Source organism: Vibrio lentus (genome assembly GCF_030409755.1).
Taxonomy (GTDB): domain Bacteria; phylum Pseudomonadota; class Gammaproteobacteria; order Enterobacterales; family Vibrionaceae; genus Vibrio; species Vibrio lentus.
Genome location: NZ_JAUFQE010000001.1, coordinates 1,256,649 through 1,272,249 on the forward strand (window position 1 = coordinate 1,256,649; position 15,601 = coordinate 1,272,249).

A 15,601-nucleotide genomic window follows, 5' to 3' on the forward strand; every position below is an offset into this window, starting at 1 on the left:
TTGGCGTGTGACTTATTCGCTAATCCGTTAACGGCTTACTCCGCCAACTGCTTCAACAAGAGCTCTGTCGGGCGAACAATCGCGATGATCGATTCGTCGTAGATCTTCGCTGAATCCGACAGTATCGCTTGGTAGGCATTCGCATCTGATGCTCTAACTTTTTCACTCGCTTGTGCTTTAGCAATCAAGGTTAACGCCAAGTCTGCGACTTCCGCCGTTTTCTCTGCGACAATCACAGTCTCTACCGAAGACACATTACCTGCGAAGACCGTCTCAGCGGCGAGTGCAGCCGCTTTTGCTTGTTGATAATGCTGAGCAAGTTGCTCAAGCGCTTGTTGATTACCCGTCGCGACTTCGTTGACCAAATCTTGCATCTCATACACGGCGTAGCTTTCTACTGGCAGCGCATCAACAAAGCGATTTAAGCGCTCGTATTGGCTGTATAAAGTGCCCTTAGGTTCAGTAGAGTTCCACTTCTCCCAGTTACGTGCATAGTACTGTGCTGGTTCAGTGTATTTCGCAAGCACGCGCAGGTCGTGAATATCTTGGCCTTTGGCAATACGTTTTAACAACATATCAGCATCCGCATGATGACGAAGTCCAACCGACACTTCAGACCATGTATCCATCGCTTTCATACGCTTGTACATGCTGCGCTCGTCGGTCAACTCCGCATCTGACCAGAACCGCTCTGCAATCGCATAGCTGCGTGGCCATAGGTAGTTTTCGACTGTGAGGCTATCTTTATTTTCTAGCCACATGGTGATCTCGCCGCCCAAGATAAGCTCTTTTTCTTTATCCGTTAATTCTGCTGGGTAACCACCATTTGGTTCAGGAATCACGCTGCCTTCAACATCACTGCTCGCAATCACTTCACCTGTGGTTGGCCAACGCACGTTACCAATTAACTGATAACTGCCTTCTGCAAAACCCTTTGGATTCAGGTTTAGGTTGAATTCGGTGTACGACATGAAGTTATCGAAGTGGCCAACGAAGGTTTTACCCGGCACATAATCAAGGATGTAAATCTCTTCACGAGACTTGCCGTTATAATCACTGAATGCGCGGAAAGTACCATCTTTCGCTTCAATGATGGTCAGTGTTCCCTTACGTGGGCCGCCTTTTGAACGTGGCTTCTGCCATTGATACGTCACGAACTTTTCGCCGCTGTGCAGCTTATCGTCAACCGTGATGCCAGTTGGCATTGGGTCATTGCGATAGTGGTAGCTAGTCGGCTGAGGCTGGTCTAGGTAGTAACCCGTAGAAAGAATACCTGGGTAGCCCTCTTTCGCCGCACGACCAATGCTGTCGTGCCCTTGCCAGCTTTGAATCACAATGGAAGTCGGCAGATCTTTATGCCAAATCTCATCCCAACCGGTCATCTTCTTACCGCGCTCTTCGAGCATCTTCTCAACTTTTACATTGAGGTAAGACTGCAGACCACGCTCGCCATCGATATTGTTCTCTTCAATGAACTGTTGGTGCTTTTCGCTGTTTTTCCATTGCGCATAGTTCGGCTCATCGCCACCGATATGAAAGTACTCATCAGGGAACAGCTCGGTCACTTCGTCAAACACGTCACCTAGCATCTCGTAGACTTCTGGGTTCAGTGGATCCATGAGAGGTTCAAACACGCCCCAGCCTCTTTCTTGCTCGTAGTTTTGCCCTTCACCGCCCGACATCAAACGCGGGTAAGCGTGAGCCACGGCAGAAGAGTGACCCGGAAGAGAGACCTCAGGAATCACACGAATACCAAGATTACGCGCGTATTCAACTAGGTAGCGAACTTGGTCTTTGGTGTAGTAATTACCATCAGCGGTTTCAGACCACAGACGCGGCCAAGATTCCGTTTGAATGCGAATGCCTTGGTCGTCCCAGAAGTGCCAATGGAACACATTCATCTTCGCCGACGCCATCGCATCTAACTGACGAATCAGCACATCGAATTCAATGAAGTGACGTGAAGTATCGTAAGAAACACCACGCCAGCGGAAGCGAGGCTCATCGATTATCATAACGGCAGGAATATGGTAGCCAGCCGCCGTGGTTTCAACGAGCTGTAAAAGGGTTTCGATGCCGTGAATAGTGCCGTATGGGCTTGGAGAGCTCAGCGTGATTTGTTCACCCTGAGTGGTAATTTTGTAGGACTCTACAGAGTCGATGTTCTGTACTTCAGACTTTGGCGCCGCATCGATATCTATGATCAGGCTCGCTTCGTCTGCACTATCCGCCTGCCAATTTAGAATCGGCACACCCGTCTGACGCTCAAGGCGATCAATAAAGCGTTTCGCCGTGTATTCAACACGGTCAGAGTTAAAGCCTTTGATGTAAACCTTGAAGTTACCGTCGACCTTAACTTGCCCAGCTTGCAGCTCGACCGTTTGTGGGTACGGCATTAAATTTAGATCGGTATTTGGAGCCATGGCTAACGCCATTGGGGACACTACTGAACCTGAAATCAATAGGGATAATATAGTTTTTTTCATTATTAGATTTCCTATATAAATACGGTTCTGTTTTGTTTATCGGAGGCGATTCACAAAACAGAACCATCAGCCACTGCTGTTGCTCGTTATCTCTGATTCGAAAGCTTGTTCTCACTAGTTAAAAAAAATTGTTGCGAGCTTCAAGCTTATCGTTAGGTCAAAAACTTATTGCTCGTTAACAAGAGCGACCGCTTCACGAACCAATACTGCAATCTCATCCCATTGCTCGTTCTCGATCATTTTTGGCGACACCATCCAAGTACCACCACAGCACACCACACGCTCCACAGCTAGGTAGTCATTGACGTTGTGTTTACCGATACCGCCCGTTGGCATTAAAGACACATCAACGTATGGCGCTAGTAGAGACTTCACCATGTTGATGCCACCAGACGCTTCTGCAGGGAAGAACTTCAAGAAGTTAAGACCAAGCTCTAGCGCTTGCTCAACTTGGCTTGGGTTGTTTACGCCCGGAACAATTGGCATGCCGATTTCTTGGCAACGTTTTACGGTGTTTGGATTCAGGCCCGGAGCCACGATGAATTCACTGCCCGACTCTTTCGCAAGGTCGATCTGCGCTGGCGTTAATACTGTGCCAGCACCGATACACATTTCTGGATACGCATCGCGCATCGCACGAATCGCGTCTGCTGCCGCTTCAGTACGGAATGTGACTTCAGCCACTGGCAGGCCGTTTTCTACCAACACTTTTGCCAGTGGAATCGCGTGTTCAACCTTGTTGATTTGGATAACTGGGATAACTTTGAATTGCTTAAGTTTGTTGATCATTTCTTGAGACATAATAATTCCGCTTTTTATTTTATTTTATTTTTTAATCAGTTGGCTCGTAGCGCTCACGGGGATGATTGCGCCAGAGTATTGAATAACGATTGAAGCCAGTTGGTGGCCAAGTTCGGCTGCGTCGGTGGCGCTCTCGCCAGTAAGACGCGCAGCTAAATAACCCGCGGCGAATGAATCGCCCGCCGCGCAGGTGTCGACCACGTTAGAAACACGAGTCGCTGAGACATAATTCTCAACAATGTTGCCCTGTTCAACTTGAACAATCTTGCATGGCTCGCAGCCACGTTTGATGACGATCTCTTGGCAACCCAAACGAAGGCAGCGTTGTTGAACGCTCTCTGAGTTCCCCCAGACAAGTAGATCGTCGTCTTCGGTAATCAAGGCGATGTCCACCAGCGGCAGTAACTTGGCATACCAATGTCGAGCTTGCTCGGTGCTCCAAAGTTGCGGGCGATAGTTATTATCAAAAATCACCTTGCCGCCTTGGTTTGAGAACACGCTAATGGCTTTGAATAAACGCTCGCGAGAGGCGTCATCCAAGATCGCGATACTGATACCGCTGATGTAAATCGCATCGACTTGTTTCTCGGTCAGAGCGATTTCAAGCTTATTCAAGTCATTAACATAGAAGTAAGATTTTACTGCCGCATCGTTGCGCCAGTAATGAAAATGTCGCTCACCCGTTTCATCGGTTTCGACCATGTAGAGTCCAGGCAGCTTGTTCGCAATGCGTTCAACGAAATTGGTTTGAATACCTTCGAGCTGCCAGCTATCAATCATATTTTGAGACAGCTCATCGCTGCCAAGACCTGTCGCGTAATGAACAGAGAGGTTTTGATGTTGGGTTAAGCGAGAAAGGTAAAGTGCGGTATTGAGTGTGTCACCGCCGAATTTTTTGGTTAATGGAGAGCCGCTGATTTCGACCATGCACTCGCCAAAGAAAGCAATATTGAAGTTAGAAGATGCAGGCATAGCAGATCCTAAAATAGAGAAATAAATGGGGAAGAAGGCCCTACCGAGAAGCAGAGCCTGAGCTAGCTAAACCACTCCACAACTTGTTGTACTGAATTTGTTGTACTAACTCGCTGTGGAGCGTTTTAGATTAGCTTGTTTGATTTGCAGGACGTTGAGAAGACGCGTCTTCTTCAAGCACACCTGAGTCTGATAATTCCATTTCCATCAGAGCGCGCTCGTCATCAAGAATTGCTTTCGCCATTTCTGGTGTTACTTGATTAGCCGGAGTACATAGGCTTACCAGCACACCAGCAGTTAGAGCCACTAGACAAGAAGGAATCACAGGGTTGCCCCAGAAAGCCGTGTAGTCTGCGTTTAGCATTACGACAAATGAAGCCACAGATGCACCCGCTAGCGTAGCAAGAGCACCCTGCCAGTTGTAACGTTTCCAGAATCGACCCAACATACCGCACACAAACATGCCCGACATTACGGTTGAAATCATTTTCGTGATGTAGCCAATGATGTCGTTTGACGTTAGTGCGAACAACAGTGCAAAACCAATCACCACAATCAATGCCAAGCGAGAATAGTTCACCATTGACTCTTTGTTCGGTACGCGGCCAGTGAACATCACGTAAACATCACGAAGTAGGATAGAAACACCTGCTATCGCATCTGAACTTGCGCTCGACATGGTTGCAGAAAGACCCGCGATAAGAACAATCATGCCAACGCCAACCGGAAGAACCGTTGCAGCAACATAAGGGAACGAGTAGTTCGCGTTATCCAATGATGGGTCAATGGCATGTGCTGCCATACCGATGATTGCAGGGATGATTGAGAAGAAAAGGTACAACACACCCGATGCAACAAATGAGCGACGAACGGTTGATACGTCTTTACCCGAGTAGATACGTTGACGGAATGAAGGCGTCGCCAGTACACCCACGCCGATAACCACAGCCAGAGACACAGCAGGCAGAAGGCCCAGTTTATCGATTGCTAAAAAGCTTGTAGCAGCAGGGTCCATCGCAGCGTAAAGGTTATCCATGCCGCCGATGTAATCAACTGACATTACCGCCATCAAAATGAAGCCAGCAAAAAGGATGATAGCTTGAATGGTATCGGTCCACACAACCGCCGTGTAACCACCGATCACCACGTAAATAGTGAATGCCGCAGCAATAATGATTTTCGCTAGGTTGAGATCGATGTCTGCAATCCACGCTAAGTACATGCCACCCCCCAGAATGTGAGCGCCTAACCAACCAATTGAAGCGACAAAGATCAGTACACCTACAACGTTTTTCACGATGCGGTTAGCGCCAACATAGTAAGCCAGCTCTTCACTCATGGTCATGAAGTTCAGTTTACGAACCGGAGCAAACCAAAGTGCAAGTAATAGGATGCCTATCGCACCACCAATGCCGTACAGAGCACCTGCCCAGCCATTTGCGTAGCCGAAGCCAACCGCACCCATACTTGAACCCGTACCGACCATCGTCGCTACTGTTGTACCAAGTACTAAGAACATAGGTAGGCCACGGCCACCTAATAAGAAATCTTCGCCAGATTTTTGATTACGCGAGACAAACCAGCCTAACCAAATTAAAAAACATACGTACACGCCGAAGCCTGTAAGAAAAAGTGTGCTGTTCATTTGACACCTCTCAGTGAAATATTGAGTTCATTCTTGAACTTTATTTATGATTCATTCATTTTATATTTCATATAATTACTTTATTGATTTTATCTTTTTTAATTAAAGTAATTTTTATAAATGTAGGGGGAGAGTATTAAAGGATAATAACAGGGATGACTAACCCCTAATACTCTCTAAGTAGGTAATTGTGATTAGGTTATTACTATCCGCGATCGGCGCGGTAGCAAGTCACATCTACTTCAACCTTCACGTCTACAACTAAGTCGCAAACCATGCAGATACGAGCCGGTGGGTTAGCACCGAAGAACTCTTTGAATACCTTATTAAAAGATTGGAAGTAACGAGAATCCGTTAGCACAACCTTTACGTGCATTACGTCTTCTAGGCCGTAACCCGCTTCAGTCATGATATCGACACAGTTTTGGATCGCTAGGCGAGACTGGTCAACAATGCCACCCTCAACCACTTCACCATCTGTCATCGGTGTCTGGCCAGAAACGTATAGGAAACCACCTGCTTCAGTTGCACGTGCAAATGGTAAATGTTGTCCGCCTGTACCTGTACCGCCTTCAACACCGTAACGTTTAATAGTCATTTTTTAACTCCACTTATTTATAGATAATATTGGGTTTATAGATAACATTGGCTTTATAGATAAAACAGTTTCTATTCCAATATATTTAAATTAATTCGCCGTTTTTATAATCATCTGAATTTAATAAATAATTTAAATTCTAGTTTCGGTAAATAAAAACGCCTGAACGATTATTTCTTACTTTTCCTTGCTGGTAAGTTAACTCACCATTTACAAATACACTTTCTATTCCTTGAGCAACTGAAATAGGATTTTCAAATGTTGCTGTGTCTTTAATATTCTTTGGATCAAATAAAACTAAATCGGCAAAGGCACCACAGCGAACTTCGCCTCGGCCCGCTAAGTTGTAACGCTGAGCCGACATTCCAGTCATCTTGTGAATCGCTTCTGGCAACGAGAACAGTTTTTCGTCTCGGCAATAGTGACCTAGCACTTTCGGGAAGGTGCCCCACAATCTTGGGTGTGGATGCGGGTCATTAGGTAAACCGTCTGAACCGACCATGGTCAGTTTGTATTTCAATACGCGCTTTACGTCGTTCTCATCCATGCAGTGATAAACCGCGCCCGCTGGTTGAAGCGCTTTTGCTGCGTCCATCAGGGGGAGATTCATTTCATCAGCAATCTGCTTAAGCGTTTTGCCTGCATGTTCTGGTTTTGCTTCAGACCAAGTGATGAAGATGTCGAAATCGTCAGTCACTTGTTTCAAATCTAATGTTGAAGAGCTCGCTGAGTATGGGTAGCAGTCGCAAGACACATCTTGGTGCTCAGAAACCTTGTCCATTAAGTCGAGTACTTCAACGGTTCTACCCCAGTTCCCCGCACCTGCACATTTAAGGTGGGAGATAACAACAGGCACTTTCGCGTATTGTCCTGTCTCAAACGCCTCTTCCATCGCGCTTAAGATCTCTTCAAATTCGGTACGCATATGCGTGGTATAGATGCCGCCGTGACCAGAAAGCACTTTCGCTAACTGCATCACTTCGTTGGCATTCGCTTGTTTAGCGCTTGAGTAAGCCAAACCCGAGCTCAAACCTAATGCGCCTTGTTCCATCGCCAAATCAAGGTTGGTTTGCATCGCTGCGATTTCGTCTTCGCTTGCAGTGCGTTGCAAGTCGTCCATCACTTGGTTACGTAATGTCGTATGGCCAACTAACGCTGCGACGTTTACCGCCGGTTGAGCTTGCTCTACCGCTTGTGCATACGCGGCAAAAGTTGGGTATTTAAAGTCAGCTTGTGCGCCTAAAAGATTCATTGGGTCAGGTGGATCACCAGCCAAAACGGTTGGTGATGCGCTGATACCACAGTTACCAACAATCACGGTTGTGACACCTTGGCTGATCTTAGGCAGGCAGTCTGGGTAACGAATTACATTGGTATCGTCATGTGTGTGTACATCGATAAAACCAGGAGCCAATGCTAAGCCTGCTCCCTCAACCAATTGGCCACAATCTTCATGATCGATTTGACCAATTTCGGCGATTTTTCCATCTCGGATTGCTACATCGGCACAAAACGATTGTTCGCCGGTGCCATCAAACACCTCTACATTTTTAATTATCGTATCGAACAACATTTTTCACTCTCTCAATCCACTGTGTTGATGGAGCTATCTTAAAAATTTGGTCGATTGTTTTCAGTGACAAAACACACATAATATTTTAAATTGTGTGATAGTTTCTATCACAAACGATAAGAATGATAGATTTAGACATAATAAAACAACAACTTACATCATGTTAGGAATCAGAAATGAAAAATAACCCTGCACTCGAAAATGTTAGAAAGTATCAAAAAGAAGGTTTTATCTTGACTGAAAAAGGCCAAAAAGGGAGAGCGGTATCACAATCTGAGAACGGTGTTTATCGACTGATTGATGAAGATGTTTCGCTCCCGGTTGCGGTTATCAAGCAATCAGCTTTAACCAATAACCTAAATTGGATGCAATCATTCGCCGATCACCATCAGGTTAAATTGTCGCCACATGGCAAAACTTCAATGACACCTGATTTCTTCCGTCAACAGCTAGAAAATGACGCTTGGGGTATCACGGTAGCAACGCCTGCACAAGCAGAAGTTGCCGCTATGGCAGGTGCAAAACGCATCATCATGGCCAACCAATTGGTGGGTAAAACCAACATGGCGATCGTTGAACAGCTGATCAGTGAGTTTGATGTCGACTTTTACTGTTGTGTGGATTCTTCGGTAAACGTGCAGCAACTTAGCCAGTATTTCGCTAATACACAGCAGACGCTAAAAGTACTGATCGAGTTTGGTGTACCGGGCGGTCGCTGTGGCTGTCGTTCACCGCAAGATGTTCTAGAACTGGCTCAATTCATCCAAGACACACCTACCCTTTCGCTCGCGGGTATTGAGGTTTACGAGGGTGTGATTCACGGTGACAATGCAGAACAAGACATTCGTACCTTCTTGAAACAGGCACTGACTTCGGTCGAAATCCTCGCATCAGATGGCCTAATTGCAGGGCAACCTATCATCACGGGTGCCGGCTCTGCTTGGTATGACGTGGTTGCAGAATGTTTAGCGAACCTAACCGATTACTTGGCGATCATCCGCCCGGGCTGTTACGCGATTCACGACACAGGCATTTACCTAGACGCGCAAAGCAAGGTGTTGCAACGCGCCCAAGTAAACCAAGGTTACGCTTGCGAATTGGGTGGCGATTTAGAATCGGCACTTGAGGTATGGGCGTATGTAATCTCTCGTCCGGAACCAACAAAGTTAGTGGTTGGGCTAGGCAAGCGTGATGTGGCCTTTGATGCAGGTTTACCGATTGCCGAGCGCGGCTATCGCAACGGCGAAGCAATCTCAGTGAAAGGCTTAACCTCTACTGCGGTGATGGATCAACATACCTTTGTTGAAACCGATGGTTCTTCTGAGATTGAAGTGGGCGACATGATTGCTTTCTCGACCTCACACCCGTGTTTAACCTTCGACAAATGGCGCTACATTGCCATCAGCGATGACGACCATCAGGTAACAAACTGGGTGGAAACCTGTTTCTAGTTCGATTTTTCAATAAGCTAGAATCAACGAAACAATAAGATATACTAACGGGGCTAAGCTTTAGCGACCAATGACTAGGTATTAGCAAATAGCCCCATCAACAAAGGATCAGGATTCTTGAGTTTAGAAGTAGATATCATTTCACAGATAACAGAGCGTTTTCCTGCTCTTCGTGATGCAGAAAAGAAAGTCGCCAAGCTGATCATGGATGACATTGATTTTGCTGCTAATGCCAGCATCACAGAGCTAGCCGAAGGTGCTCAAGTGAGTGAAGCCACCATCACACGCTTTGCTAAAGCGATCGGTTGCAGCAACGTACGTGATATGAAGATTAAGTTGGCTCAGACGCTAACCGTTGGCCAGCGCTTTATCCTCGAACCTGTTGACCAAACGGGTTATCAAGGTATCTACGAATCGATCAAGCAGAGCCTAGATATCAACCGAACTCTGTTCAAAGAGCAAGACGTTGAAACTGCGGTGAGCTGGCTGCATAACGCCAGACAGATCATTGCTATCGGCATGGGTGGCGGTTCGACCATTGCTTCTCAAGAGCTGCAACATAGACTGTTTCGTTTAGGCTACCCAGTGGTGTCGTACAACGATGGCTTAATGTCACGCATGGTTGCTGCCACGGCCGATGCCAATGACGTGATGGTGATGATTTCAGCGACAGGCTTTACGCCCGTGATCACTGAAACTGCCGAGTTAGCTAAGCAGTATGGCCTTAAGATCATCGCGATTACCCCACAAGACACACCGCTAGCAAAAATTGCGGATATCTTGTTACCAATCAAACATATGGAAACCGACTTCATCTACAAGCCATCAGCATCTCGCTACGCAATGCTGGCGTTGGTGGATGTGCTTTCAATGGGTATGGCAGTCAATCACAAAAACCGTTCGCGCGACAAACTACGTCGCTTGAAGGTAGCGCTCGATTCTTATCGAGGCGGTGGCGACCGACAACCTCTCGGCGATTAAACGTTACCAAAACCAAGCTTCTCGCCGCTAGTACACCACAAACTAAATCTGAATTAAAAAGCCCCGCAGTATTCACTCGTTCGAGTCGATACTGCGGGGCTTTTGTAATTGTGGTTTTGTCGGAAGTCACTCGTCTGAGTTAATGACAGTTAAAATGAACTCGACTCGTTCTTCAACAGATAGCTTAGGCACTTCCACCAGCTGATAACCAAACTGAGTATAGGCTGCCACCATCTTATGGTAAGTGGCGATCGCTTCATCGAAGTCTTGTTTACGTTCTTGATCATTGATGAAAATCGAATCCCAAGGCGGGAAGATAAATACCTTGCTGTTGTATTCGAGTTCATTACAGCTATTCAGCAAAGATTGAGGAATAGGCAGCGTTTCTAACAAGCTGTAACCGTATGAATCCACGATGCTTCTATCAAAGAAAACAGGCTGTTCACTCGATTCGAACGCTTGATAATTGGCTAATTCTTCTCGCACCATTTCATCGCGAAAGGCTACTTTGTCTCGCCACGGCAAGGCATCCCCTTGTTGATCGACTTGCAGCTGAATCACTTTACGTCCAACTTCTGGTGCGCAGCGATAGCCCTGACTTTTCAACGCATCGATGACTGAGGTTTTGCCAGCTCCCGGCCCACCAGTAAATACAATTAGGTTATTCAAATGAACCTCTTCAAAGGGGGAAAATAACGAATCGGACCTTAACGAAACCCAAGTTAACGAATCAAGGAAAGAATGGACTCAAATTCTGGTGCGCGGCAATCTTTCACTAGCTCGTATAAGCTCATTTCCAATCCCGTAATTTGGATACCAGCATCCTGTAATCGGCTGATAGCCAACTTCTTATTCAATGCTGTTCGTGAACTAATACAGTCGCCAACTACCTGAACCTTGTGCCCAAGATCTAACAATCCCATTGCGGTTTGATAAACACAAATATGAGCCTCAATGCCACACACCAACCATGTATCGACATCCTTGGCTTGCACAGCCTCAACAAACTTGTGCTCCTCACACGCGTTGAATGTGAATTTTGGTATCGGCTTAGCATCACTCAATAGGTCATTCAGTTCGTCGACCGTAGCACCTAACTTTTCTGGATTCTGCTCCAAGCTAACAATTGGCAGCCCCAAAACCTGCGCACCCTTAATCAACTTTCCACAGTTAGAGATCAGTGCATCGCTGTCATCAACAAGGCGTGCGAGCTTGCCTTGTACGTCCACAACCACCAACCCTGTGTTTGATCTGTTTAACATCTAACTCTCCTTGTTATCACTGCAATCAACACTCCGCAGTAAACCAATAAATAATATAATACGACATAAAACAAATTAACTAGTCTATATTTTTCAACAAGTTAAAACCAAGAACCCCTATCGACACCTTAAAAAACATCGTTTTATTTAGCAAATTTAACCGTTTGTCAATATATGGATTTTATTTATAAGCAATATAACCAACAAAAATTCCGTTAACACTTGAAAACTCTAGACATACAGACAATCGTACAATGAATGAAAAGATAGGTTTCATTTGTGAAGGTTTTATAAATCATTAATCAGCGATACCGTAATTTACATCACAGGATGAGTAAACAAGGTATTATCATGAAAAAATCAGCATTAGCACTTGGCTTAATCGGCTTAGTTTCACTACCAACTTTAGCAGCAGGCACCGACGGCGGCGCATACGTGGGTGGCGGGCTTAGTGTCTATCAAGGTTCAGATACTGACGGAGCTCCAAGTCTAGATTCTAGCGGCATGGGCTACAACCTATACGGCGGTTATCAATTCAACCGTATCGTTGGCGTGGAACTTGGCTACAACGATTATGCAGACTACAAGAACAGCACAGACAAGCTTTCACCTACGTCTATTTCTGTATCTGCAAACCTAGGTTATACGTTCGACAACACCATTCGCCCATTTGTACTAGCAGGTTTAAGCTCTGTTGACCTCAATGCGAATAGCGCTGCAGGCTACGATGATGATAGCGGCACAGGCTTCCACTTTGGTGTTGGTGTTGAATACACGCCAGTTGAACACCTAACACTTCGCCTAATTTCGCAAGCAGATGCGGTAAGCGTAGATGATACAGTCAAAATCAGTAACTCAACGATCTCAACCGGCGACCACACGCTTGCATTCAACAGTGTTAGCTTCGGTGGCTCATACGACTTCTAATGTTTTTCCAGTGACGACATAGTAAGTAAATAACTCAAATTCACTTTGCTACTCTGCCCTGTGATAAGGCAGCACAGTAAAGTGAATTTTTGTATCTATGTAACGATTCAACTTACAAAGCCATACAGTAATAGGTACAAGACTACGGAATAATGCTCACCAACGGTCGAAAGGTCGCAAAACAAAAATTATTGATACTGGCATGACATTAAAGAGTGAGTAACGAAGATGAACAAGATAACAAAATCAGCATTAGCACTGGGTTTAATCAGCGCAGTTTCTCTTCCTGCTTTAGCAGCAGGTACTGACGGCGGTGCGTACATTGGTGGCGGCCTTGGCGTATACCAAGATTCTGATACAGATGGTCAAGGTAATTTAGATTCAGATGGCATGGGCTACAATCTATACGGCGGCTACCAATTCAACCGTATCGTAGGTGTTGAACTTGGCTACAACGATTACGCAGACTACAAAAAGGGGATCGCAAAACTGTCTCCGACGTCTGTTTCTTTGTCAGCAAATCTTGGTTACACATTCGACAACACAATCCGCCCATTCGTATTGGCTGGTTTAAGCTCTGTTGACCTAAACGCAAACAAGAGCGCTGGTTACGATGATGATAGCGGTACCGGTTTCCACTTTGGTGTTGGTGTTGAATACACGCCAATCGAACATCTAACACTACGTCTAATTTCACAAGCAGACGCAGTGAGTGTTGAAAACGACTACGGTACGTACAAAAACGATAAAACACTAGCATTCAGCAGCATTAGCTTCGGTGGTTCATACAACTTCTAATGTGATTGAACCACATAGAATAAGCTGAACATACTAATTCACTTTGCTGTTCCACCTTGTCATGAAGGTCACTCAGTAAAGTGAATTTTTTGTATCTACACAACCTATCGCGTCATGTCACTTTAGCCAGTTTATCGCTCACCATTACTTATTTGAGCTTTATGCGTTGATATTAGAGCTTTCTTGGTAGCGAGACTAAAATAAAGGAATAAGAGACGCAGGAAAACAAAACCTATGAACCTTCCAAGCTTAAACATGTCGATAAACAAGCTGCCCTTTGTGTTGGCTGTGTATTATCTGCTTGTCATCAACATCCCTCTCTCCCTAGAACTGTTTAGTATTGTTCAGGCATCAAAGTCTGAAAGTGTCGCGTTTCTTATATCCATCCCGATCTTCTTCCTTGCTGCCTTCAATTTTATCTTCCAAGTCTTTAATTGGCCGATATTCTCCAAGCCGTTTTTTATTTTGTTGCTGATCACCTCGACACTCGTCAGCTACAGCATGTTCAATTACGGCATCTATGTAGACTACGGGATGATAGAAAATGTATTCGAGACCAATAGTGGTGAAGCAGCAAGCTATGTAAGTACCCACTCCATCTTATGGTTACTCGTGATGGGCGGTATTCCGTCACTCATCCTCTTGTTAACCAAACTTAAGAGAGAGTCTTGGAAAGATTTCTTTGTCTGGAAGTCGATTGGGCTGCTCTCTTCTTTGATCGTCATCGCGATTATTGCAGGGCTGTTTTACAAAGATTACGTTTCGATTGGCCGCAATCTTGCGAATCCCCTCATAATCAGGCTTAAAAACAATGAGGTAGACGTGCATCGCCGTCTTTGATCTAATGAATATCGCTGAACACACATTTCGAACAAGTGGGTTAATAATGCGCGACATTCAGATTCTACAACAAACCATACAAAACCAATGCCCCTCCATTCACAAAAAACGCGTTAGTTCTCTGATACTTGCTACAAAAAGTGTACTTGACGGCTCAGACTTAACGCTGACTAAACTAGGTCGCAAACTAGAAACTAATACCACGGTAAAACATGCGATCAAACGCGTTGATAGACTGCTTGGAAATCGCCAACTACATCGTGAAAAAGACCTTATTTATAAATGGCATGCCTACTTAATAACGGGCGCTAACCCATGCCCTGTGATCCTTGTGGATTGGTCTGATGTTCGTGAACAACTTCGTTATATGACGTTAAGAGCATCCGTTGCACTTGATGGTCGAGCCGTCACAATCTTTGAACAAGTTTTTGAGTATGGCCAATACAATTCACCGAAAAGTCACCAAACATTCCTCGATAAATTGCAGAGTATTTTGCCGAATAAAATCAGTCCGATCATCGTTTCTGATGCGGGTTTTAGAAATACTTGGTTCCGCCAAGTTCAGGAGAAAGGTTGGTTTTGGTTAGGTCGTGTCCGAGGTGAAGTATCAATCAAACAACCTCAAAAACCTTGGGTCTCAAATAAAACCTTTTATCCAAACGCTGTCCATAAACCCAAATATCTTGGCAACTGCTTATTAGCAAAGAGATCACCGATATCTTGTGAAGCCTATGTTTATAAGGGATTAGAAAAAGGCCGAAAAGCCCAGCGCCATAGTAGAACCAGCCAAAAACACTCCGCTACACATCTCTATCAACGCAGTGCAAAGGAGCCGTGGCTACTCGCGACTAATGTCCCTCGACATATCTTAAATGAAGTACAAATTACCAATCTGTACGCCAAGCGTATGCAGATAGAAGAAGCCTTCCGCGATCTAAAGAGTACCGCCTATGGGATCGCACTTCGTCACAACAGAACTCGCTGTACTAAGCGATTAGATATCCTGCTTCTTATTGCGTTGCTCGCTGAAATCTTGATGTGGTGGAATGGCCTAATTGCAGTACAAGCCAAATGGCATTTTGACTTCCAAGCCAACAGCATTAAACACCGCCGAGTTCTATCCATACCTCGTCTAGGGAGAGAGGTACGAAATCATCGGCGATATCAAATTAATGAATCCCAATATCAATGGGGAATGTTCGAATATCAAAGGCTCACACACAACGCAGGACTAGGGAAATTATGAGGGGATCCGTCAGAGCCGCAA

The 15,601-nt window shown here is 45.3% G+C and carries 13 protein-coding genes and 1 pseudogene; 6 read left to right on the forward strand and 8 right to left on the reverse strand.

What is annotated here, in order from left to right:
- Positions 1-35: 35 nt before the first annotated feature.
- From QWZ07_RS05255 to QWZ07_RS05280, 6 genes are all read right to left on the reverse strand, one after another.
- The gene (locus QWZ07_RS05255; RefSeq protein WP_192853776.1) at positions 36-2,486 is read right to left on the reverse strand and encodes a family 20 glycosylhydrolase; all 2,451 of its coding nucleotides are present in this window, start codon (positions 2,484-2,486) and stop codon (positions 36-38) included.
- A 165-nt stretch (positions 2,487-2,651) separates the two neighbouring features.
- Complete coding sequence (locus QWZ07_RS05260; protein WP_192853777.1) at positions 2,652-3,287, reverse strand: bifunctional 4-hydroxy-2-oxoglutarate aldolase/2-dehydro-3-deoxy-phosphogluconate aldolase; 636 nt, start codon at positions 3,285-3,287, stop codon at positions 2,652-2,654.
- Positions 3,288-3,311: 24 nt separating this feature from the next.
- Positions 3,312-4,259 (reverse strand): sugar kinase, encoded by a 948-nt coding sequence (locus QWZ07_RS05265; RefSeq protein ID WP_192853778.1) that lies wholly within the window; start codon positions 4,257-4,259, stop codon positions 3,312-3,314.
- Positions 4,260-4,389: 130 nt separating this feature from the next.
- Positions 4,390-5,904 carry a sodium:solute symporter family protein gene (locus tag QWZ07_RS05270; protein WP_065111643.1) on the reverse strand — a complete coding sequence of 505 codons (1,515 nt, stop codon included), beginning with the start codon at positions 5,902-5,904 and terminating at the stop codon, positions 4,390-4,392.
- Between the two features lie 205 nt (positions 5,905-6,109).
- A complete protein-coding gene (locus tag QWZ07_RS05275) occupies positions 6,110-6,502 on the reverse strand; it encodes a RidA family protein (protein ID WP_004732497.1) in 393 nt (130 codons plus the stop codon).
- A 139-nt stretch (positions 6,503-6,641) separates the two neighbouring features.
- Positions 6,642-8,075, reverse strand: a complete 1,434-nt coding sequence (locus tag QWZ07_RS05280; protein ID WP_192853779.1) for an N-acyl-D-amino-acid deacylase family protein — start codon at positions 8,073-8,075, stop codon at positions 6,642-6,644.
- Between the two features lie 176 nt (positions 8,076-8,251).
- Between QWZ07_RS05280 and QWZ07_RS05285 the strand changes: the two genes are divergently transcribed.
- Together QWZ07_RS05285 and QWZ07_RS05290 are read left to right on the forward strand one after the other, a co-directional pair.
- A complete protein-coding gene (locus QWZ07_RS05285; RefSeq protein WP_192853780.1) occupies positions 8,252-9,526 on the forward strand; it encodes an amino acid deaminase in 1,275 nt (424 codons plus the stop codon).
- Positions 9,527-9,643: 117 nt separating this feature from the next.
- On the forward strand, positions 9,644-10,507 hold the full coding sequence (locus tag QWZ07_RS05290; RefSeq protein WP_012600047.1) for a MurR/RpiR family transcriptional regulator: 864 nt from the start codon (positions 9,644-9,646) through the stop codon (positions 10,505-10,507).
- Positions 10,508-10,633: 126 nt separating this feature from the next.
- Here QWZ07_RS05290 and QWZ07_RS05295 read toward each other — a convergent pair whose 3' ends face one another.
- Together QWZ07_RS05295 and QWZ07_RS05300 are read right to left on the reverse strand one after the other, a co-directional pair.
- The gene (locus tag QWZ07_RS05295; RefSeq protein WP_192853781.1) at positions 10,634-11,176 is read right to left on the reverse strand and encodes an AAA family ATPase; all 543 of its coding nucleotides are present in this window, start codon (positions 11,174-11,176) and stop codon (positions 10,634-10,636) included.
- Between the two features lie 53 nt (positions 11,177-11,229).
- Positions 11,230-11,769, reverse strand: coding sequence for a hydrolase (locus QWZ07_RS05300; RefSeq protein ID WP_192853782.1), 540 nt, complete (start codon positions 11,767-11,769; stop codon positions 11,230-11,232).
- Positions 11,770-12,120: 351 nt separating this feature from the next.
- Between QWZ07_RS05300 and QWZ07_RS05305 the strand changes: the two genes are divergently transcribed.
- The 4 genes and pseudogenes from QWZ07_RS05305 (at position 12,121) to QWZ07_RS05320 (ending at position 15,580) form a co-directional block, all read left to right on the forward strand.
- Complete coding sequence (locus QWZ07_RS05305; RefSeq protein ID WP_390227312.1) at positions 12,121-12,696, forward strand: porin family protein; 576 nt, start codon at positions 12,121-12,123, stop codon at positions 12,694-12,696.
- A 228-nt stretch (positions 12,697-12,924) separates the two neighbouring features.
- Positions 12,925-13,494, forward strand: a complete 570-nt coding sequence (locus tag QWZ07_RS05310; protein ID WP_192853784.1) for a porin family protein — start codon at positions 12,925-12,927, stop codon at positions 13,492-13,494.
- A 234-nt stretch (positions 13,495-13,728) separates the two neighbouring features.
- Positions 13,729-14,271: pseudogene (locus QWZ07_RS05315) on the forward strand (phosphoethanolamine transferase domain-containing protein); the annotation flags it as partial.
- Positions 14,272-14,380: 109 nt separating this feature from the next.
- On the forward strand, positions 14,381-15,580 hold the full coding sequence (locus tag QWZ07_RS05320; protein ID WP_132982278.1) for an IS4 family transposase: 1,200 nt from the start codon (positions 14,381-14,383) through the stop codon (positions 15,578-15,580).
- Positions 15,581-15,601: the final 21 nt, after the last annotated feature.